This window comes from Halobaculum litoreum (assembly GCF_030127125.1).
GTDB classification, from domain to species: domain Archaea; phylum Halobacteriota; class Halobacteria; order Halobacteriales; family Haloferacaceae; genus Halobaculum; species Halobaculum litoreum.
Map to the genome: position 1 here is coordinate 2,031,057 of NZ_CP126156.1, position 19,501 is coordinate 2,050,557.

The 19,501-nt window shown below is 71.9% G+C and carries 23 protein-coding genes; 8 read left to right on the plus strand and 15 right to left on the minus strand.

Translation table 11 applies throughout. The features are described 5' to 3' along the window. Positions 1 to 65: 65 nt before the first annotated feature. The 5 genes from P0R35_RS11105 to P0R35_RS11125 all read right to left on the minus strand — a co-directional run bounded on the left by P0R35_RS11105 (position 66) and on the right by P0R35_RS11125 (position 5,213). Positions 66 to 890, minus strand: a complete 825-nt coding sequence (locus P0R35_RS11105) for an ABC transporter ATP-binding protein (RefSeq protein ID WP_284012527.1) — start codon at positions 888 to 890, stop codon at positions 66 to 68. After that, the gene (locus P0R35_RS11110) at positions 887 to 1,678 is read right to left on the minus strand and encodes an ABC transporter ATP-binding protein (protein ID WP_284014616.1); all 792 of its coding nucleotides are present in this window, start codon (positions 1,676 to 1,678) and stop codon (positions 887 to 889) included. Before P0R35_RS11110 ends, P0R35_RS11105 begins: the two co-directional genes overlap by 4 nt. Positions 1,679 to 1,758: 80 nt before the next feature. Beyond that, on the minus strand, positions 1,759 to 2,967 hold the full coding sequence (locus P0R35_RS11115; RefSeq protein ID WP_284012528.1) for a branched-chain amino acid ABC transporter permease: 1,209 nt from the start codon (positions 2,965 to 2,967) through the stop codon (positions 1,759 to 1,761). Next, positions 2,964 to 3,884 (minus strand): branched-chain amino acid ABC transporter permease, encoded by a 921-nt coding sequence (locus P0R35_RS11120; protein ID WP_284012529.1) that lies wholly within the window; start codon positions 3,882 to 3,884, stop codon positions 2,964 to 2,966. The genes P0R35_RS11115 and P0R35_RS11120 overlap by 4 nt, the downstream gene beginning before the upstream one ends. 6 nt (positions 3,885 to 3,890) lie before the next feature. Then, on the minus strand, positions 3,891 to 5,213 hold the full coding sequence (locus P0R35_RS11125) for an ABC transporter substrate-binding protein (protein ID WP_284012530.1): 1,323 nt from the start codon (positions 5,211 to 5,213) through the stop codon (positions 3,891 to 3,893). Between the two features lie 194 nt (positions 5,214 to 5,407). On the opposite strand from P0R35_RS11125, the gene P0R35_RS11130 reads away from it, so the two are divergent. Beyond that, positions 5,408 to 6,235, plus strand: coding sequence for a proline dehydrogenase family protein (locus tag P0R35_RS11130; protein WP_284012531.1), 828 nt, complete (start codon positions 5,408 to 5,410; stop codon positions 6,233 to 6,235). 6 nt (positions 6,236 to 6,241) lie between these two features. Here the strand turns inward: P0R35_RS11130 and P0R35_RS11135 are convergent, their stop codons facing one another. Further along, the gene (locus P0R35_RS11135; protein ID WP_284012532.1) at positions 6,242 to 6,955 is read right to left on the minus strand and encodes a helix-turn-helix domain-containing protein; all 714 of its coding nucleotides are present in this window, start codon (positions 6,953 to 6,955) and stop codon (positions 6,242 to 6,244) included. 128 nt (positions 6,956 to 7,083) lie between these two features. Here P0R35_RS11135 and P0R35_RS11140 point away from each other — a divergent pair, with 128 nt between their 5' ends. After that, the gene (locus P0R35_RS11140; protein ID WP_284012533.1) at positions 7,084 to 8,604 is read left to right on the plus strand and encodes an aldehyde dehydrogenase family protein; all 1,521 of its coding nucleotides are present in this window, start codon (positions 7,084 to 7,086) and stop codon (positions 8,602 to 8,604) included. Between the two features lie 144 nt (positions 8,605 to 8,748). On the opposite strand, the gene P0R35_RS11145 is transcribed toward P0R35_RS11140, so the two are convergent. Next, positions 8,749 to 9,180 carry a Zn-ribbon domain-containing OB-fold protein gene (locus P0R35_RS11145; RefSeq protein WP_284012534.1) on the minus strand — a complete coding sequence of 144 codons (432 nt, stop codon included), beginning with the start codon at positions 9,178 to 9,180 and terminating at the stop codon, positions 8,749 to 8,751. Continuing rightward, on the minus strand, positions 9,177 to 10,346 hold the full coding sequence (locus tag P0R35_RS11150; RefSeq protein ID WP_284012535.1) for a thiolase C-terminal domain-containing protein: 1,170 nt from the start codon (positions 10,344 to 10,346) through the stop codon (positions 9,177 to 9,179). Before P0R35_RS11150 ends, P0R35_RS11145 begins: the two co-directional genes overlap by 4 nt. A 162-nt stretch (positions 10,347 to 10,508) precedes the next feature. On the opposite strand from P0R35_RS11150, the gene P0R35_RS11155 reads away from it, so the two are divergent. Beyond that, on the plus strand, positions 10,509 to 11,348 hold the full coding sequence (locus P0R35_RS11155; protein ID WP_284012536.1) for an HVO_0234 family beta-propeller protein: 840 nt from the start codon (positions 10,509 to 10,511) through the stop codon (positions 11,346 to 11,348). Positions 11,349 to 11,466: 118 nt separating this feature from the next. Here the strand turns inward: P0R35_RS11155 and P0R35_RS11160 are convergent, their stop codons facing one another. Beyond that, a complete protein-coding gene (locus P0R35_RS11160; RefSeq protein ID WP_284012537.1) occupies positions 11,467 to 12,351 on the minus strand; it encodes a hypothetical protein in 885 nt (294 codons plus the stop codon). After that, positions 12,348 to 12,566: a hypothetical protein gene (locus tag P0R35_RS11165; RefSeq protein ID WP_284012538.1), complete on the minus strand. Its 219-nt coding sequence runs from the start codon at positions 12,564 to 12,566 to the stop codon at positions 12,348 to 12,350. The genes P0R35_RS11160 and P0R35_RS11165 overlap by 4 nt, the downstream gene beginning before the upstream one ends. Before the next feature lie 163 nt (positions 12,567 to 12,729). Here P0R35_RS11165 and prs point away from each other — a divergent pair, with 163 nt between their 5' ends. Together prs and P0R35_RS11175 are read left to right on the plus strand one after the other, a co-directional pair. After that, entirely contained in the window at positions 12,730 to 13,581 is an 852-nt protein-coding gene (prs, locus tag P0R35_RS11170; protein WP_284012539.1) for a ribose-phosphate diphosphokinase, read from the plus strand. A gap of 62 nt (positions 13,582 to 13,643) precedes the next feature. Beyond that, the gene (locus tag P0R35_RS11175; protein ID WP_284012540.1) at positions 13,644 to 14,120 is read left to right on the plus strand and encodes a hypothetical protein; all 477 of its coding nucleotides are present in this window, start codon (positions 13,644 to 13,646) and stop codon (positions 14,118 to 14,120) included. A 45-nt stretch (positions 14,121 to 14,165) separates the two neighbouring features. Here P0R35_RS11175 and P0R35_RS11180 read toward each other — a convergent pair whose 3' ends face one another. Then, a complete protein-coding gene (locus P0R35_RS11180) occupies positions 14,166 to 14,408 on the minus strand; it encodes a DUF8151 family protein (RefSeq protein ID WP_284012541.1) in 243 nt (80 codons plus the stop codon). Positions 14,409 to 14,585: 177 nt separating this feature from the next. On the opposite strand from P0R35_RS11180, the gene P0R35_RS11185 reads away from it, so the two are divergent. Further along, on the plus strand, positions 14,586 to 15,005 hold the full coding sequence (locus P0R35_RS11185; protein ID WP_284012542.1) for an HIT family protein: 420 nt from the start codon (positions 14,586 to 14,588) through the stop codon (positions 15,003 to 15,005). A 44-nt stretch (positions 15,006 to 15,049) separates the two neighbouring features. Here the strand turns inward: P0R35_RS11185 and P0R35_RS11190 are convergent, their stop codons facing one another. The 3 genes from P0R35_RS11190 to P0R35_RS11200 form a co-directional block, all read right to left on the minus strand. Beyond that, entirely contained in the window at positions 15,050 to 15,355 is a 306-nt protein-coding gene (locus P0R35_RS11190; protein ID WP_284012543.1) for a DUF7521 family protein, read from the minus strand. Next, on the minus strand, positions 15,352 to 15,702 hold the full coding sequence (locus tag P0R35_RS11195) for a helix-turn-helix domain-containing protein (protein ID WP_284012544.1): 351 nt from the start codon (positions 15,700 to 15,702) through the stop codon (positions 15,352 to 15,354). Before P0R35_RS11195 ends, P0R35_RS11190 begins: the two co-directional genes overlap by 4 nt. Before the next feature lie 178 nt (positions 15,703 to 15,880). After that, positions 15,881 to 16,912 carry an NAD(P)-dependent alcohol dehydrogenase gene (locus tag P0R35_RS11200; protein WP_284012545.1) on the minus strand — a complete coding sequence of 344 codons (1,032 nt, stop codon included), beginning with the start codon at positions 16,910 to 16,912 and terminating at the stop codon, positions 15,881 to 15,883. A 223-nt stretch (positions 16,913 to 17,135) separates the two neighbouring features. Here P0R35_RS11200 and P0R35_RS11205 point away from each other — a divergent pair, with 223 nt between their 5' ends. Further along, on the plus strand, positions 17,136 to 17,894 hold the full coding sequence (locus tag P0R35_RS11205) for a P-loop NTPase family protein (RefSeq protein ID WP_284012546.1): 759 nt from the start codon (positions 17,136 to 17,138) through the stop codon (positions 17,892 to 17,894). Between the two features lie 39 nt (positions 17,895 to 17,933). Here P0R35_RS11205 and P0R35_RS11210 read toward each other — a convergent pair whose 3' ends face one another. After that, positions 17,934 to 18,449, minus strand: coding sequence for a DUF7858 family protein (locus tag P0R35_RS11210; RefSeq protein ID WP_284012547.1), 516 nt, complete (start codon positions 18,447 to 18,449; stop codon positions 17,934 to 17,936). A 168-nt stretch (positions 18,450 to 18,617) separates the two neighbouring features. Between P0R35_RS11210 and P0R35_RS11215 the strand changes: the two genes are divergently transcribed. Next, positions 18,618 to 19,478 carry a transcription initiation factor IIB gene (locus P0R35_RS11215; protein ID WP_284012548.1) on the plus strand — a complete coding sequence of 287 codons (861 nt, stop codon included), beginning with the start codon at positions 18,618 to 18,620 and terminating at the stop codon, positions 19,476 to 19,478. The last annotated feature ends 23 nt before the right edge of the window (positions 19,479 to 19,501 follow it).

Here is a 19,501-nt window from a genome sequence, read left to right on the forward strand (position 1 = left end):
CGTGACGGGAGTCGCTGTGTGTCGGTTAGAAGAGATCCAGACGGGGTCGGGCGCGGTCCGCCCGTCTACCCGCCGAGGTACAGCCGCGACACCTCGGGGTTGTCGAGCAGGCCGTCGGCGTCGTCGGCGTACGCGACGCTCCCCTGGTCGAGCACGTAGCCCGTGTCGGAGATGGCCAGTCCCTTGCGGGCGTTCTGCTCGACCATCAGGATCGCCGTCCCGAGGTCGTTCACCGCCTGCACGTCGGCGAACACCTCGTCGGCGGTGTTGGGCGCGAGCCCGGCCGACGGCTCGTCGATGAGCAGCACGTCCGGCTCCATCACGAGCGCCCGGGCGAACGCCAGCACCTGCCGCTGGCCGCCCGAGAGGGTGCGCGCCTTCGCCGCGCGCTTCTCCTCGAGGATCGGGAAGCGGTCGTACAGCTGTTCGATCACCGGTTCGAGGTCGTCGTCGCGGGCGACGCCGCCCATCCGGAGGTTCTCCTCGATGGTGAGGCTCGCGAACACGTTGTCCGTCTGCGGGACGTAGCCGATCCCGATGCGGACGATGTCCTCGGGCGCCATCCCGCCGATGTCGTCGCCGCGGTAGCGGACGTGGCCCTCCCACGGCGTGAGCAGGCCGAACACCGTCTTCAGGACGGTCGACTTGCCGGCGCCGTTGGGGCCGACGAGACACGCGATCTCCTCTTGCTCGAGGGTCAACGACAGGTCGTCGAGCACCTGCACGTCGCCGTAGCCGCTGTCGACGCCCTCGACCGAGAGGACGGGGTCCGCGGCCGTCTCCGCGGGCGACGCCTCCGCGACGCCGCCGTCCGGGAGCGCTCGCCGGTCGCCGCGCGCCCCGCCCGCGCGTCCGAGCCGGGCGCCCCGTCCGCGACCCGCGTCGCTCATTCGCCACCCCCGAGGTACGCGTCGATGACGCGGTCGTCCGCGCGCACGGCGTCGGGCGTCCCCTCGACGAGGACGCTGCCGCGGTCGAGGACGACGATCGGGTCGGCGAGGTTCATGATGAACTCCATGTCGTGTTCGATGATCAGGAAGGTGACGCCCTGCTCGTTGAGCCGGGCGATCTGGTCGCGCAGTTTGTTCGCCAGCGTCGGGTTCACCCCGGCGACCGGCTCGTCGAGCAGCAGCACCTCCGGCTCGGCGAGCATCGCCCGCGCCAACTCGACGAGCTTCATCTGCCCGCCCGAGAGGTCGGTCGCCGCCTGCGTCGCGAGGTGACCGATCTCGAACTCCTCGAGGATGCGCTGGGCGTCCTCGAGGTTGGCGCGCTCCTCCTCGCGCACGGTGTCGCCCGCGGTCAACAGCGACAGGAACGACTCGCCCGTCTGGCTTTGCGGCCCGACGAGCATCGCCTCGCGGACGGTCATCCCCTCCAGTTTGCGCGGCGTCTGGAACGTCCGGATCAGGCCGTGCTCGGCGATCCGGTGGGGCGTGGCGTCGGTCACGTCGGCGCCGTTGACGGTGACGGTGCCGGCGTCCTCCTCGTAGAACCCCGAGATGAGGTTGAACAGGGTGGACTTGCCGGCGCCGTTCGGGCCGATGAGCCCGGTGACCGTGCCGCGCTCGACCTGGAAGGAGGCGTCGTCGGTGGCGACGAGGCCGCCGAACGTCTTCACGAGGCCGTCGACCTCGAGGACGACGTCCTCCTTGTCGAGGTTGGCGCCCTCGTACACGGAGCCGGTCGACTCGGCGTCCGCGTCGGGCGCGGCGCCGTCGGCCGCCGGGTCCGGGTCGCCGGCGGACTCGGTGTCGCTCACGACTGCTCACCCCCGTCGGTCGCGTGCGGGCGCTGTGTCTCCCCGGGACCGGGGACGTCGGCGTCGTCGAGCGCCGACGGCCAGATCAGTTCGCGCTGGGGCGGCAACACGCCCTCCGGCCGGAAGCGCATCACGAGGATGATGAGCACCCCGACCGCCAGCAGGCGCAGCGGCCCGATGTCGAACGCGATGAACTCGATCCCGTTGAGGAACCGGGTCCCCTCGCGGATCGCGATGACGACGAAGCCGCCGAACATCGCGCCGCGGTTCGAGCCGCTCCCGCCGAGGATCACCGCGATCCACACGTAGAACGTGTTGATCGGCTCGAAGTCGCCCGGGCTCACGAACAGGTTCAGGTGCGCGTAGAACACGCCCGCCAGCGCCATGATGACGCTGCCGAGCACGAACGACTGCATCTTGAACGCGTACGTGTTCTTCCCCAGCGCCTCCGCCAGGTCCTCGTCGCCGCGGATCGTCCGCAGCACCCGCCCCCACGGCGAGCGGTGGACCCGCCGCAACAGGAGGAAGGTGATCGCGACGAACACGAACACCAGCCCGACGTTGAGCAGCGCCTGGTAGAACGGCTGTTGCAGCACGATCGGGCTCCCCGGAACGATCTCGATCCGGAGCCCCGGCATCGCCTGCGGGAACGTCGACAGCACGGGCCACCCCTCGAAGAAGCCGGGGATGCCGCGCAGGCCGGCGCTCCCGTTGGTGTACTCGCGCTCGTTGAGCACGATCAGGCGGACGACCTCCGCCAGCCCCAGCGAGGCGATGGCGAGGTAGTCGGCCCGCAGGCGCAGCGTCGGGATCCCGATGATCACCGCCAACACCGCGGCCAGCAGCAGGCCGACGAACAGCCCGAGCACCGGCGAGATCCCCCCGGCGATCGGGGAGTTGTCGGCCGTCAGAATCGCGGTGCCGTACGCGCCGAGGCCGAAGAACGCCGCGACGGAGAAGTTGATCAGTCCGGTGTACCCCCACTGGGCGTTCAGCCCGAACGACAGCAGGACGTACATCCCGACGAGCCCGATGAGGTACATGAAGTACGTCGGGCCGAGCCCGCCGGTGACGAGGCCGAGCGCGAGCAGCGCGAGCAGCCCCGCGACGAACACGAGGACGCCCTGCTCGGTCGGCGTGAGGTCGCCGAAGCGGCCGGCGCTGGCGGCGTCCGCGTCCGCGTCGGGCCCCGGCGACTCGCTCATGTCCCGGCCCCCTGGCCGCCGGCGATGCCGTTCGGCCGCACGAGCAGCACCGCGACCATGATCACGAACGCGATGGCGTTCGCGTACTCGATGCCGATGGGGATGCCCACGTCGGTCAGGATCGGGGTGAGCTGGTTGATCATCCCGATGAGGAAGCCGCCCAGCATCGCGCCGTAGACGGAGCCGATGCCGCCGAGGATCACCGCGGCGAACACGACCAGCAGGATGTTGAACCCCATCCGCGGGGAGATCTGGTTGTACAGGCCGAGGAACACGCCCCCGGCGCCGGCCAGCCCCGCGCCGATGACCCACGTCCACAGGGTGATGCGGTCGACGCGGATGCCGCTCACCCGCGCGAGCGAGGGGTTGTCGGCGGTCGCGCGCATCTTCCGGCCGAGGTCGGTGTACTGCAACAGCGTGTGCAGGCCGGCGACGAGGATCGCCGCCGACACGATGATCGCCACGTCGTGCAGCGTCATCCGGACGCCGAACGGGATCAGGAACTCGATCGGGCGCAGCACCTGGATGCCGAACTCGACGAAGTCGGAGCCGAACTGGAACTGGATGAGCGCGCGATACACGAACGCGACTCCGATGCTCGTGATGAGCATCCCGATGGAGTCGACGTCCATGGCGTCGTAGAGGAACCGCTGGGTGATAACCGCCACGAGCGCCGCGACGGCGACGCCGACCGCCAGCGCGACGAAGAACCCGAGCGGGAGCCCGAGGAACCGCGCGCCGAGGCCGCCGACGAACCCGAAGGTGACCAGCGCCGAGTACGCCCCGACGGTCATCGTGTCGCCGTGGGCGAAGTTCGCGAAGTCGGCGATGCTGTACACGAGCGACAGGCCGATGCTCGCCAGTACGATGATGCTACTGAACACCAGTCCGTTCGCCAAATATTCGAGGACGGACATCCTCGCTTAGCCTTCGATCGTGCCCGTCTGGGTGTACTCGTGGTTCTCGACCGTCAGGATCTGCAGGAACCCGACCGGGTCGCCGTTCTCGTCGAAGTCGATGGGACCCGACACGCCCTGGTAGTCGATGTCCGAGGGCGTGCCGTCGTCGCCGAGCACGTCCATCGCCTCGGCGAAGGTGAACACCTCCTCGCCCTCGGGACGGGTCACGTCGCGGACGGTCTCCTGCAGCGCCGCCCCGGTGAACTCGTCGGCCGTCGCGATCGACAGCGCCGCCGTGATCACGCAGTCGTACGCGAACGCCGACCACGAGGTGGGCGCCTCGCCGTACTCGCTCTCGAACTCGCTGGCGAAGTTCTGGTAGTTCTCCTGGTCGATGGCGGCCGACGGCGTCACGATCTTCATGCCGTCGAGGCTCCCCTCGGGCGTGTTGCCGAGGACGTCCGGCCCGGCGACGGAGTCGGCGCCGTAGAACTGCGCCTCGTACCCGTTGGAGTACGCCTCCTGGGCCATCGTCGTGAACTCGGGCTGGTAGGTGATGAACAGCCACGCGTCGGCGCCGGAGTTGGCCATCCCGGAGACGGTCGAGGAGTACGACGACTGCCCCTGGTCGTGGGGCTGGTCGTACGCGATCTCGCCGTCGAACGCCTCGCGGAACGTCTCGGCGAGCCCCTGCCCGTAGTCGTTGTTCACCCACGCCAGCGCGACGGAGTCGTAGCCGTCCTCGCCGATGATGTTCGCCAGCGCCGTCGACTGGGTCGACCCGGTCGGCGACATCCGGAGCAGCCCGGGGAAGTTCGTGAGGTCCGGGCTGGTGGAGTTCTGGCTCAACTGGACCACGTCGGTGCCCTGGATGACCGACTGGTAGATAGCCAGCGAGACGCCCGACCCCACCGCGCCGATGAGGAACGGGACGCCGTCCTGGTTCACCAGCTTCTGGGCCGCCGAGACGCCCGCCTGCGACTCGGACTGGGAGTCCTCGACGATGATCTCCATGTCGCGCCCGCCGATGCCGACGTCGTTGACGGCCGCCAGCGCGAGGTCCTTCCCGCGTTCGTTGCGCTGCCCGAACGCCGACAGCGAGCCGGTGAGGGAGTTCACCATCCCGATGGTGTACGGTCCGGAGTCGCCCCCGTCGCCCCCGGAGTCGCCCCCGTCGCTGTCCGAGCCGCCGCCGCCGTCGCCGGAGGCTTCGGTGTCGGTCTCTGTCGCTTCGTTGTCGGTCGTGCTCACACAGCCGGCGAGACCCGCGAGCCCTCCGAGGCCCGCGAGTCCCGACGCCCGCAGGACGTCGCGCCGGTTCGGTCCGGTCTCGTCATTCGGTACCATGACTAACAGTGTTTTCCGTGCACAACCTTAGCCCTATACCCCGCCCCGACCATGGTCGGAATCGGCGGTCGATCGCCGATCCGCGCCCCGATCGTCGCACCGTTCGGGGCGCCGGCGGACATTCGTTCAGCGAACGCCGGATGAAACGTTTGGTCGGGTGGCGACTTAGGGGGGATCGATCCGGATCGCACGGTATGATCCCGCCGATCGCGAACAACTTCGTCGCCGGGGAGGACTCCGACACGGCGCTCGCGCACGTCGAGGAGCTGAACCGGCAGGGGATAGGCGCCATCCTCAACCTCCTCGGCGAGCACTACGAGGAGCGCGCCGGCGCCGACGCCGACGCCGACGCGTACGTCGAGTTGGTCGAGGAGCTCGCGGGGCGCGACCTCGACGCCTGCGTCTCCGTGAAGCCGTCACAGATCGGGCTGGACGTCTCCGCGGCGGTGTTCGAGGAGAACCTCGCCCGGATCGTCGACGCCGCCGACTGCTTCGTGTGGATCGACATGGAGGACCACGAGACGACCGACGTGACGCTCGACGCCTACGAGCGCCACGCCGTCGAGACCGACGGCCGGGTGGGGCTGTGCACGCAGGCGAACCTGAAGCGCACGCCCGACGACCTCGAACGGCTCGCCCCGCTCCCGGGGAAGGTCCGGCTGGTGAAGGGCGCCTACGACGAGCCGAAGGCGATCGCCCACAAGCAGAAGGCCCGCGTCGACGAGGCGTACCGCGACTGTCTCCGCTACATGTTCGAGGCGTTCGAGGGCGGCGTCGCCGTCGGGAGCCACGACCCGGCGATGATCGACCTCGCGGCCGACCTCCACGCCGAACACGGCACCGACTACGAGGTGCAGATGCTCATGGGCGTGCGCGAGGACGCGCAGGCGGAGCTGGCGGCGTCGGGCGTCGAGGTGAACCAGTACATCCCGTACGGCTCGAAGTGGTTCCAGTACTTCTACCGTCGCGTGCGCGAGCGCAAGGAGAACGCGCTGTTCGCGCTGCGGGCGGTGTTGAGCTAAACGCGGCTACGGGTCGAGCAGCTTCGACTCGGCCTTGCGCAGGTGCTCCAGCAGCGTCGTCTTCGAGATGTCGACCCGGTCGGCCAACTCGCGGGTCGAACAGCCGCGGGGCCACTCGTAGTACCCCGCCGCGCGCGCCTCCTCGAACACCTCGCGCTGGGTGGGAGTGAGCGTGTCGAGGCGCTGGTCGCGCTCGGAGCGGGCCGCCGAGCCGTCCGCGGCGGTGATCGAGACGACCGACACCTCCGCGCCGGCGTCGGCGCGGACGCCGTCGAGCGCCGCCTCGATCTCCGGGCGCTCGCCGGTGAAACACAGCTGCCACTCCTCGCGGCCGCCCTCGATCCGGACGGGGGCGCTGTGGACGAAGCCGTGGCGCAGCAGCGTCGGGCACACCATGTCGTCGGGGTCGTACTCGAGGAAGAACTCCCGGACGACGTTGCCCGGCGCGTCGCGCGCGCGGCCGAACCGCTCCTGCAGTTCCAGCACCTCCCCCGCGTGGTCGGACGCGCGGATCTCGTCGAGCAGCTCCTCGACCTCCGCGGTCGTCTCGCCGAACGCCGTGAACAGGCCGTTGACCGACTCCGGGGCGGCCCGCGGCGTGTCGTAGATGGCGTGAGCCAACACCCCGCCGCCCGTTCGCTCGGTCGCCTCGATCGCCCAACAGTTCGGATGCCACAGATCGAGCGTCAACCGGGTTCCGGCGTTCAGGACTTGACTCATCGTGTGTATAGTCCGTCCGGAACTATATATGCGAATAGGTACCAGTAGCCGGCCGACCATGGTCGGGTGGGCGTCGACCGACCATGGACGGTTCGGGAGTTACCCTCCGAGGTGACGGACACCGACCCATGTCGGATGCGTATCAGCACTACATCGACGGCGAGTGGACCGACGGGACGGGCGACGAGACGTTCGTCTCGGAGAACCCGGCCGACGGCGACGAACTGGGCGAGTTCCGCCGCGGCACCGAGGCCGACGTCGACCGCGCGGTCGCCGCCGCCGACGACGCCTTCGAAGAGTGGAAGCAGCTCTCGCACATCGACCGCGCGGAGTACCTCTGGGACATCTACCACGAGCTGAAAGAGCGTCACCAAGAGTTGGGAGAGATCGTCACGATGGAGTGCGGCAAGGAGATCTCCGAAGGCAAAGCCGACGTGACGGAGGCGTGGCACATGGTGGAGTGGGCCGCCGGCGACGCCCGCCACCCCAAGGGCGACGTGATCCCCTCCGAAATCCCCAGCAAGGACGCGTACATGCGGCGGAAACCGCGGGGTGTGGTGGGCTGCATCACGCCGTGGAACTTCCCGGTCGCCATCCCGTTTTGGCACATGGCCGTCGCGCTGGTGGAAGGAAACACGGTCGTGTTCAAGCCGGCCGAGCAGACGCCGTGGTGCGCGCAGATCCTCGCGGAGATGTTCGAGGACGCCGGCGTGCCCGACGGCGTGTTCAACATGGTCCAGGGCTTCGGCGACGCCGGTAACGCCATCGTCGAGGACGACCGCGTCGACACCGTCCTGTTCACCGGTAGCGCGGAGGTCGGCCACAAGATCGCCAGCAAGGTCGGCGGCGAGCCGGGCAAACTCGTCGCGGCCGAGATGGGCGGCAAGAACAACATCGTCGTGACCGAGAAGGCGGATCTGGACACGGCCGTCCACTCCGCGACGATGTCCTCGTTCAAGACGACCGGCCAGCGATGTGTGTCGAGCGAGCGCATCGTCGTCCACGAGGACGTGTACGACGAGTTCAAGGAGCGGTTCGTCGCGAACGCCGAGAACGTCGCCGTGGGCGACCCGCTCGACGAGAACACGTTCATGGGCCCGCTCATCGAGGCCGAGCACAAGGAGAAGGTCTCGCAGTACAACCAACTCGCGAAAGACGAGGGCGTGAACGTGCTCGTCGACCGCGAGGAACTGGACGACTCGGAGATCCCGGACGGCCACGAGGACGGCCACTGGGTGGGCCCGTTCGTGTACGAAGCCGACCCCAACGAGGACCTGCGCTGCACCCACGAGGAGGTGTTCGGCCCGCACGTGGCGCTGTTGAAGTACAGCGGCGACATCGAGGACGCCGTCGAGATCCACAACGACACGGATTACGGCCTCGCGGGCGCGATCATCTCCGAGGACTACCGCCAGATCAACTACTTCCGCGACAACGCGGAAATCGGGCTGGCGTACGGGAACCTGCCCTGTATCGGCGCCGAAGTCCACCTCCCGTTCGGCGGCGTCAAGAAGTCCGGCAACGGCTACCCCAGCGCCCGCGAGGTGATCGAGGCGGTGACCGAGCGGACGGCGTGGACCCTGAACAACTCGAAGGACATCGAGATGGCACAGGGCCTCTCGGCCGACATCAAGACGAAGGAGGACTGAGCGACCGCCGAGACCGCACCTCCGCGGTCACGGATTCCCATATCACCCCTCTTGTGCCCGTTCGACCGAGGAGCGTCGGCCGAGCGCCGTCGGTCGCCGACCACCGTGAGGAACAGCGACTCCGGCGTGACGCCGGGAGGCCACTCAGCGCGGTTCGAACACGTGGACCGGCCAGTCTTCCTCGTAGTCGAGCGCGATCTCCCGTTCGTCGGCCGTCGGCTCCCGCACCGCGAGTTCGACCGGGTCGCCGATCGACACGTCGTCGTAGTCGGCGTCGACGCGCCCGAGGAGACGACCGCCGTCCGCGAGTTCCACGACCGCGACCGTGTACGGCGCGTCCGCCGCGAACGCCGGTGGCGGCGTGTGGACCGCGGTGTAGGTGAAGATCTCGCCCCGCGGCGACTGGGGTTCGACGGCGACCGCGCGGCTGCCGCAGGCGTAGCAGGTCGGTCGCGGCGGCAACAGCACCTGTCCGCAGTCGCCACAGACGCCGCCCAGCAGGTCGCCGTCCGCGAGGGCGTCGAAGAAGCCCGGGAGCGTCCGCGGGTCGGACGCGTCGAGGTCGGCGTCGGTCATGGTGCCTCCGCCGTCGTGAGGACGTGCCCGACAGTCACGGCGTCCGCGACGCCACCCTCGTTCAACAGGAGGGCCGTCTCGGCCCCGTCGACCGCGCGGTCGCCCGCCGCGCCGGTGAGCTGTTCGTACGCCTCCAGCGCCTGCAGGAGTCCGGTCGCACCGATGGGGTGGCCCCGGGCCTTCAGCCCGCCGCTGGGGCTCACTCGGACGTCGGTCCAGCCGTCGGCCCGCTCCTCGGGCGGCAGGTAGCTCTGGTAGCCCAGTCCCTCGGGCGCGAAGCCGACGGCCTCCGACAGCAGCGCCTCACAGACGGTGAACGCGTCGTGGACCTCCGCGATGTCGACGTCCGCGGCGTCGACGCCCGCCTCCTCGTAGGCCGTCTCGGCGGCGATGCGGGCGCCCGCGATGTCGGTCATGTCGCGTTCGGCGACCGCGATGTTGTTCGCGGAGGCGCCGCTGCCGGCGACGCGCACCTGTGGGCCGTCGAGCTCGGCCGCCAGCTCCGCGCTCGTCACGAGGACGGCGGCGGCGCCGTCGCCCACCGGCGCGCAGTCGTACAGCTTCAGCGGCGGGGCGACGGGGGTCGAGTCCAACACGGTGTCGACGTCGATCTCCTTGGGGAACTGCGCCCGGGGGTTGCGCGCGGCGTTGGCGTGGTTCTTCACCGCGATCTCCGCGAGGTCGCGCTCGGTGGCGTCCGTCTCGTGGAGGTAGCGCTGCGCGAGCAGGGCGTACTGGCTGGGCGCGGTGACGCCGGAGCGCTGCTCGATGGCGCGGTCGAACGCCGCCGACAGCGCGTCCGTCGCGCCGGCGGTGCCCGCCGAGGTCATCTTCTCGACGCCACAGGCGAGCACGGCGTCGTGCTCGCCGTTGCGGACGTCCTTCACGGCGTGCCGGAGGGCGAGCGCACCGGCGGCGGCACACCCCTCGACGCGTTCGGCGGGGACGTGCCGGAGGCCGGCCCACTCCGCCAGCAGCGTCCCGGTCATGATCTGGTGTTCGTACGTCTCCGACTGGTTGCCGACGTACACCGCCTCGACGACGTCGGCCGGGTCGGGGAGGCCGTCGAACGCCTCCGCGAGCGCGACCGAGAACAGGTCCCGACCCGGTAACTCCGTCCGGCCCAGCGGCGAGGCGCCGACCGACGCGATCACTGGCTCTGGCATGCGTACCCCGTCGGTTCTCGATGTCGCGTGTTAGCTATTGTCATTCGTTCGGGAACGAACAAGTCCGGACCGGGTCGTTCCCGAGGGGACGCCGGACCGCCTGCGGGCGTCGCCCTCGCGCGGTCCGCGGCACTTATTCGCCGCGCCGTCGGACGCCCGCGTATGCCGACTATCGCCGAGAAGCGCGTGTTCACGCAGCGCGACGACGTCGCTCGGGTGTTCGTCGCCTCCTCGATGGGGGTCGCGAGCGTCTCGCTGTCGGGCGACATCGTCGGGGAGTTCGGGATCGAACACCGCTGTGACGCCCGCGACGTGGCCGCCCGCGGCGGCGCGCTCGCGGTCGCCACCGACGAGGACGTGCTCGTGGGGGACTTCGCCCCGACGGGCCACGGGCCCGCGGTCGCCGTGGGCGTCGCCGGCGACGGCGTGCTCGCGGCCGCGCCCGACGGCACCGTCTCGCTGTTGGCGGGCGACGCCGAGGGCGACGCCCCCGACGCGGAACCGACCGGCGACGCGTGGGTCGCGGTCGGGTCGGTCGACGACCCCCGGCGCATGGACGGTCGCCTCGTCGCCGCCGGGGACGGCGTCCACCGCCTCCGCGACGGCGGGATGGAGTACGCCGGCCTCGACGACGCCCGCGACGTGAGCGACCGGGGCGTCCCGCTGGCGGTCACCGCCGAGACGCTGTACACCCTCGGCAACGGCTGGATGGCGGATCTGGACGCCGGCGCCGACGGGTCGTTCCGCTGTGTCGTCGCCGACGAGGAGGGCGAGCGCGCGGTCGCCGCGACCGACGCCGCGGCGTACGAGCGCGCCGACGCGACGGCGACCGAGTGGACCGAGCACGACGAGGCCGGGATCGTCGACGCGGCGTTCGCGGGCCGTCACCTCGTCGCGGTCACCGAGGCCGGGGAGGCCCGGGTGTTCGCCGACGGCGGCTGGCGCGGGCGCACGCTCGGCCTCCCGGACGTGCGGGCGGTCGCGGTGCCGCGGGGCGCGTAGCCCGCGAGTGCGCCGGCACCCCCGTCAGGCGGTCTGCCGGTCCGGGGCGCTCGCGTCGGCCCGCGGCGCGGGGGCCGCTCGGTCGAGTCGCGGGCCGGCGCGGGTGTCCCGACGACCGTCACGTCGGCGGCGGTCGCGGCGGCCGGGACGTGTACCGAGACGCCGAACGACCGGGACGCGGCCGGGACGAACGTCCCGAGCGGGACGTACGTGCGGTCGATCCGGCCGCCGTCGGCGCCGCGGAAGCGGACCGCGAGCCGGCGGCGACGGCCTCGCCGTCGTTCGTGACGTACCCCCGGACGCGGGCGTCGCTCCCCCGCAGCGAGAGCACGTCCGCGGCGACGCCGGCGCTGTCGTGGAACGCGAGGTCGGTCACGCGGAGGTGGTCGGTCGTGTCGCGGTCGATGTACCGGAACAGCCGGGCGCCGATGTCCTCGACGATCGCCTCGGCCTCCTCGTCGGGCGCGAGCACCGTGACGGGGTTGAGCGCCGCCCGGAGGTCGCTCGCGACGACCCGGCGGTTGACCGAGGTGGTCTTCAGCCGGCGGTAGCCGTCGAGGAACGGCTCCATCTGCGGGGGGAACTCCCCGCCGAAGGCGGCCTGCAACGCCGCCAGGTCCTCGTCGAAGTCCAACAGCGGCGGGAGCGGGCGACGGACGCCCGCCGTCGGCACCCACGGCGCGGGGCCGGCGGCGCGGCGAACCGCGGGGGTCGGCCGGGGCTCGTCGAAGTAGCCCAGGAGGTCGAGCGTGAACCCGATGGCGACGCTGATCACCGTCACCGCGAGGACGGCGATGGTCAGCAGTTGGGCGACCGCCGCCGACAGCGTGAACTGGAACACGGCGATGAACATCACCGTCACGCCGGCGACGGTGAGCAGGAACGCGCCGAGTTCGGGCTCGACGGCCGCCGGGTCGGGACCCGCCCGCTCGGTCGCCGCGACCGGGGCCGGCGGGGACCGGCGGTCGCCGGCGGTCGCTGCCGACTCGTCGGCGGCGCTCATCGGGCGGCCGCTCTCCGGGCGGCGCCGTCGAGGACCTGCACGAGGTGGGCGATCCACAGGCCCGCCGTGAGCCCGAACGTCGTCGCGACCGCCGCGACCCGGATCGAGTCGGCCACCGGCGCGACCGCCGCGACCAGACACACGAGGCCGAACGTGAGCATGAGGCCGTACTGGATACGGGTGCGCCTGTCGAACGAGCGAATACGTCGAATCATACGGGTAGAGACACGTCAGCTACGGTATTGAACGTCTCTCTCGACACACCGCGACGGGGGGAGCCGGCCGGTGTCGCGGCGCCGCCCGCCCGGCGTCTGCGACGCCGCCCCACGCGTCGCCCGAGTAGGAACGCGTTTGTATGCGGCCGCGGGAACGACGTGTATGATCGTCCCCGGGTCCGCCTCGCAGGCGCTGTCGGCAGCGCTGGCCGCCGAGACCGGCCGGTCGCTCGCCACGCCGGAGTACCACTGGTTCCCCGACGGCGAGGAGCGCGCCGCCGTCCCCGACTTCGCCGGCGACGAGGCCGTCGTCGTCGCCACGACCGACTCGAACGACGCGTTCGTCGAACTGCTCCAACTGCAGGACGCCGTCCGCGAGGCCGGCGCCGACCGGGTCACGACCGTGCTCCCGTACATGGGGTACGCCCGGCAGGACCGCGCGTTCGAGGCGGGCCAGCCGGTCTCCGCCCGCGCCGTCGCCCGCGCCGTCTCCACCGGCACCGACCGCGTCGTGCTCGTGACGCCCCACGAGGCCGACGTCGCCGAGTTCTTCGACGTCCCCGTCGACGTGCTCGACGCCTCGCCGCTGCTCGCCGAGGCGCTGCCCGCGGACCTGACCGAACCGCTGTTCCTCGGCCCCGACGAATCCGCCGAGTCGCTGGCCGTCGCCGTGCGCGACGCCTACGGCGCGGGCGAGACGGACTTCTTCGAGAAGGAGCGCGACTACGACACCGGCGAGGTGACCGTGACGCCGAGCGACGCGGCCGTGGCCGGCCGGGACGTCGTCGTCGTCGACGACATCATCGCCACCGGGTCGACGATGAGCGAGGCGGTCGCCGCGCTCCACGAGCGCGACTGCGATGCCGTCTACACCGCCTGCGTCCACGGGATGCTCGCGGCCAACGCCCGCACGAAGTTGGCGGCCGCGGGCGTCGAGCGCGTCGTCGCCAGCGACACCATCGAACGCGCCGCCAGCGCGGTGTCGGTCGCGCCGCTTGTCGCCGACGCGCTGTAGCCGGCGCGGCGACCCGTCAACTACACCACAAGACACTTCGCGGCCGTCGGTCCACGGCCGGTGTGCGCAGACGCCACGTCCTCGCCGCCCTCTCCGCCACCCTCCTGCCCACCGCCGGCTGTGTCGGCTCTCCGTCCGATACCGGCGACGGTGGGCCTACGACCGTCAGGTCCGAAGCCGACACCGAGACGTCGCCACCCGCGGCCTCCCCGACGCCGACGGCTTCCCCGACGCCGCGCACGACGACCGAGGCGTGCGGCTGGCCCACCATGTGCGAGGGCTCGACGCTGCTCGAACTGTTCCTCAGCGTCGACTACGAGCGCGCGGTGACGCTACGGCTCGGCTGTCGGTCCGAGCCGGTGACGGTCGACCCCGGTCGCTACCACGAGGTCGTCCGCGAGGAGGACGGCGAGGAGTGTGCGGTGACGGTGGCGGCCGACGGGGAGACGCTGTACGAGACGTCCGTCTCCGGGTCCGAGCACGTGACCGTCAGGATCGACGAGACCGGCGCGGTCGACGTCGAAACAGTGGTGTTGTAGCGGTCGCCCGCCGAACGGCGCGCCGGACGGCCCCGATCCGGGACGCTACTCCCCGGCGATCAGCCGTCGCGTCCGCGGGAGGAACTGCCGGTAGCCGACCAGATACAGCCCCCAGAACAGCGCGAGCGCGCCGATGACGAAGTCGACGGCCGCCGCCTCCGGCGCAGTTTGTATCGCCACCGCCGCGGCTCGCTCGAAATGCACCCCGATCCCCGTCAACACGAGCGACGCGAGCGCGACGAACGCGTACTCGGCGACCGCCCACGCGGCGTCGAACATCCCTGACATACCCCGAGAGCGACGACCGTCGATTGAAACCCTTTCGTTCGGAGCGAAACCGACATCACCGGACGATCGGGTCGAACCGGACGGAGGCGACCGCTCCCGGAGCGGGACGCTCCCGTGCCCCCACAGATGGAAGCGGCCGCCCGCAGATTGAAGCGGCCGCACGCAGATCGGTCGGGTATGAGCGACGACTGTATCTTCTGTAGCATCATCGCGGGCGACATCCCCGGCCGGATCGTCGCCGAGACCGACGACGCCGTCGCGTTCCTCGACGCGAACCCGATGAGCCGCGGCCACACCCTCGTGATCCCGAAGGCCCACCGCGAGCGCGTCGCCGACCTCTCCCGGGCGGAGTCGCGCGCCGTGTTCGACCTGGTCCACGAACTGACGCCGCGGATCGAGGCCGCCGTCGACGCCGACGCCCACACCGTCGGGATCAACGACGGCCCCGACGCGGGGCAGGAGGTGCCCCACGCCCACGTCCACATCATCCCGCGGTTCGAGGGCGACGGCGGCGGGCCGATCCACGTCGCCGCCGGCGAGCGCCCCGACGTGAGCGACGAGGAGTTGGACGAGATCGCCGCGGCGGTCGCCGAGTAGCCGCGGTCGCGCCCGGCGGCCGGACCGCGACGATCCGCGCGCGGCTACTCGCGCCGGGCGAGGACGACCGCGTAGAGGATCGACACCATCCCGACCAGCTCGACCCCGTTGCCGACGAGGGGGAGGACGACCGGCCCGACGAGCCACGCCGCGAGGACGGTCGCGACGAAGTCGACGACGGTGAACGAGGCGATGCCGAGGGCGAGGAACAGCATCGGTCGGCTGCGGTTGCGACGGTAGCCGTACGCCGCGAGCGCGACCACGACGAGGCCGACGGCGGCGGCGGTCCACCACGCGATCGTGCCGAGGAGCCGCCACGTCTCCGGGGCGAACGGCGGGATCGTCGTCACAGTCCCTCCCAGAGGTCGGTGAACGCGTCGACGAACGACTGCGTCGCCGAGCGCGTCTCGATGCGGACCTCGAAGCTGCCGTCGTCGAGCCGGACGGACAGTCGGTCGAGGTGTGACTCGTACTCCGTCGTGTGGTCGCCGTCGGCGTCCGGTCTGACGCGGGACGCGACGAGGTCGCACGACTCGAGCGCGTCGAGGCGGCGGTACACCGTCGAGACGGACATCTCGCACTGGTCGCTGAGTTCTGCTGCGGTCATGGGTTGGTGACTGGTGGCCGCGAGGAGCGACCGCGCGTACTCGTCGTCGAGGAGGGCGAACACGTCGGCGGGGGAGGCTCCGTCGGCCACGTTCGCCACCAGTCCCCGGCGGGTGAAAAAACGGCGACAGGAGTCGCCGGGCCAGCGAACGGCCGGCCGGCGGCGCCGACGCGCGACGGGACGCCCGGGGCACTCGGCCGACCGACGGTCGCGCACCGGCTCGGGCGCCCGCCGCTCGCCCGGCCGCACGCGCCCCGCGACCGACCGCTCACTCCGCGATCGAGACCATCCCCTTGATCACGTCGGGGTCGCCCGCGCGCTCGAACGCGTCGGCGACGTCCGTCAGCGGCGCCGCGAAGTCGACGAGCCCCTCGACGTCGACGGCGCCGTCGGCGAGGAGGTCGATCGCCGCGGGGTAGGTGTTGCTGTAGCGGAACGACCCCCGGACGTCGATCTCGGCGTCGACGAGCGCGAGCGCGTCGAGCGACACCGTCGCCTCGTCCGCGAGGCCGACGAGCACGACCGTCCCGCCGCGGCGGACGACGGCCGGCATCGACTCGATCGACGCCGCCGCGCCCGACGCCTCGATCGCCACGTCGACGCCGACGCCGTCGGTGGACTCCGCGACCGCGGTCGCGAGGTCGGTCTCGGTCACGTCGACCGCGCGGTCGGCGCCGCGCTCGCGGGCGAACGCGAGCTTCTCGGCGACGACGTCCGCCACGATCACGTCGGTCGCGCCCGCCGCGCGGGCGGCCGCCATCGCCAGCAGGCCGATGGGGCCCGCGCCCGCGACGAGCACGGTGTCGCCCGTCGAGACCGCGCCGCGCCGGGCGACGTGGATCCCGACCGACAGCGGCTCACACAGCGCGCCCGCGGTCGTCGACACCGCGTCGGGGAGGGCGTACGCGAAGTCCGCGGGCCACGCGACGTACTCGGCGAGGGCGCCGTCGTGGGGCGGCGTCGCCATGAAGCGCACGTCGGGGCAGAGGTGGTACTCGCCGCGCGAGCAGCGGGCACAGCGGCGACAGGGGACGCCCGGTTCGAGCGCGACGCGGTCGCCGACGGCGTGCGAGTCGACGGCGTCGCCGACGGCGACCACCTCGCCGGCGCTCTCGTGGCCGAGCACGAGCGGCTCCTCGACGACGTAGTCGCCGATCCGGCCGTGTTCGTAGTAGTGGACGTCGGAGCCGCAGATCCCCACCTCGCGGATCGCGACGAGCACCTCGTCGGCGCCCGGCGAGGGGCGCGGTCGGTCCCGGATCTCGAAGCGTCCCGGTTCGAGGAGTACGGCCGCGTGCATACCGGGCGGGACGCGGCGCGGCTACTAATAGCGGGCGCCCGGCCCGCCCCGGCGGCGCGGGCGCTCGTCGCTCCGAGGGCGACCGACGGCGGCCCTGTCCGGCGCCGTGGCCGCCGGGAGGGCCACCCGGCGCTACGCGTTCGAGTACGCGCTTGCGAACCCACACCGATACTTCCGAGGTATCGTCCACGAAATATTTCACCGAGGAGGCCACAGCGAGCGTGTGACAGGGATCAGTTCGCTCGCGCTCGTCGGCGCCGTCGGCGGGGCGGGGACGACCAGAACCGCCGTCGAGTGTGCCGCCGCCCTCGCCCGCGACGGGCGGGACGTGGCCGTCCTCGACGCCGCGTACGCGACGCAGGGGCTGAGCGAGTACGTCGCCGGGCGCATCGATCCGGACCTCACGGAACTGTGTCTCGACCCGGACCGCCCGCTCGCGGACGGAGTGACCGACCTCGACGCGGGAACCGACGGGCGGGTCGCGGTGGCACCGGCCCGTGCGCCGTTCGAGCGCGTCGCCCGTGCGAAGGCCGCCGAGCCCGCGCGGGCGCTGGAGGCGCGAGTCGAGGAGGCGGCCGCGTCGTTCGACCACGTCGTGGTCGACACGCCGCCGGTCGCCGCGAACCAGGCGGTCGCGGCCGTCCACGCGGTCGACCGCGTCGCGCTCGTCCGGCCGCCCACCGCGCACGGGCGCGACGCCGCCCGGCGACAGCGGGACGTGCTCCGCGACGCCGACGCGCCCGACGCGGCACCGACCGTCGTCGCCGTGGGCGGTGACGACGGCGACGCCGACGCCGCCGTCCCCGACGGGCCGGCGGCGGTCGCGGCCGCGCCGGCGTGTCTCGGCGACGACGGGTTCGCCGCGGGCGTGGTCGGGGCGAGCGAGACGCTGTTCGGGGTCGACCTCGGCGTCGAGTTCGAGGCGGGCGGCGTCGTCGACCGCGTCGTCGCCGGCGTCGACCGGGTCAGGAACGGCGGCTGAGGTCGTCGGTCGGGTCGCCCCGGACGGGCGGCGACGCCGTCACCGGAGGTCGCCGACGGAACTCATCGTCTCGCCGAGCGCGTCGCGCTTCGCCACGCTCGCGTTCCCGCCGGACTCGAGCGCCCCGCGGGCGGCGTCGGCCAGGTCCGGAACCGGATCGTGTGACTCGATGTACCCCGCGAGGGCGAACTCGGCGGCGTCGCCGCCGGCGAGTTCGAGCGCGTCCGCACGCGAGAGGTCGCCGGCGAGCCAGTCGCGGACCGCGCGACGACCGGTCGGCCCCAGCGGCGACACGCCCTGGACGCCGCAGCGGTGGAGCACCTTCGCCGCGGTCACGGGCGACACGCCCGCCTCGCCGGCGCTCTCGCCGACGGCGACGCCGCGCGCGTGGTGGCGGAGGACGACCGCGGCCGCCGCGGCCGTGCACGGGAGCGCGTCCTCGCGGCGAGCCAGCCGGGTCGCGAGGTCGCCGTCGGTGTCGTCGACGGCCGTGACGCCGCGGTCCTGCTGGGAAGCGGTCACCTCGAGCCCCGCGGCGATGTCCGACAGCGCCATACGTACGGTCGCGTCGCATCGGCAATAAAATTCACCTATTAATCGACAATACTATCGCCCGCTATCGAAGCAACGTACCGGTTATCGGTACGTTCGAGCCCGCTGGTTCGGGTCCGGGGGTGGCGATCCCCCCACACATAAGTATGCCTTCGGGACCGAGCTTCACGTATGGCGACGAGCACCACAGCGTGCCCGGAGTGCGACGGTCGAGTGCGGACGAACGGCGACGAGACGGTGTGCAGCGACTGCGGGCTGGTCCTCGCGGAGGACCGGATCGACCGCGGCCCCGAGTGGCGCAGTTTCGACGACGACGACACCGACCCGCGCCGGACCGGCGCGCCGCTGACGCGGTCGCGCCACGACCGCGGGCTCTCCACCGAGATCGGTCACACACGCGTGAAGGGGCGCAAGCGGCGCCAGTGGGCCCGGATGCGCAGACAGCACACGCGGGCGCGGATCTCCTCGAAGCGCGACCGCAACCGGGTGTACGGCTTCACCGAGATCCGGCGGCTGGTGTCGGTCGCGGGGCTCCCGGACTCGCTGCGCGACCGGGCGTGTACCCTGTTCGAGTCCGCCCAAGACGAGAACCTCCTGCGCGGCCGGTCGATCGAGGGGTTCGCGGTCGCGGCGGTGTACGTCGCGTGTCGGGTCGGCGGCGTCGCGCGGACCCGCGAGGAGCTGGTGGCGGACGCGAAGGCCGACGCGGACGAGCTGGCCGCCGCCTTCGACGCGATGAACCGCGAGTTGGGGCTGCCGGTCGGCCCCATCGATCCCGTTGAGTACCTCCCGCGGTTCGCGAGCGAACTCGGCCTCGGCCCCGACGTCGAGTGCGCGGCCCGGTCGTACCGCGACGTCGCCGAGGACCGGGGGCTCACCAACGGTCGCAACCCAAGCGGCGTCGCCGCCGCCTGCCTGTACGCCGCCGCGCGCGACGCCGGCGTCGACTGCACGCAGGCCGAGGCCGCCGACGTGGCCGACGTGACGCCGGTGACGCTCCGCTCCTCCTACACGGAACTGCGCGAGGACTGACGCCCGCGGCGGCGGCCGCGCCC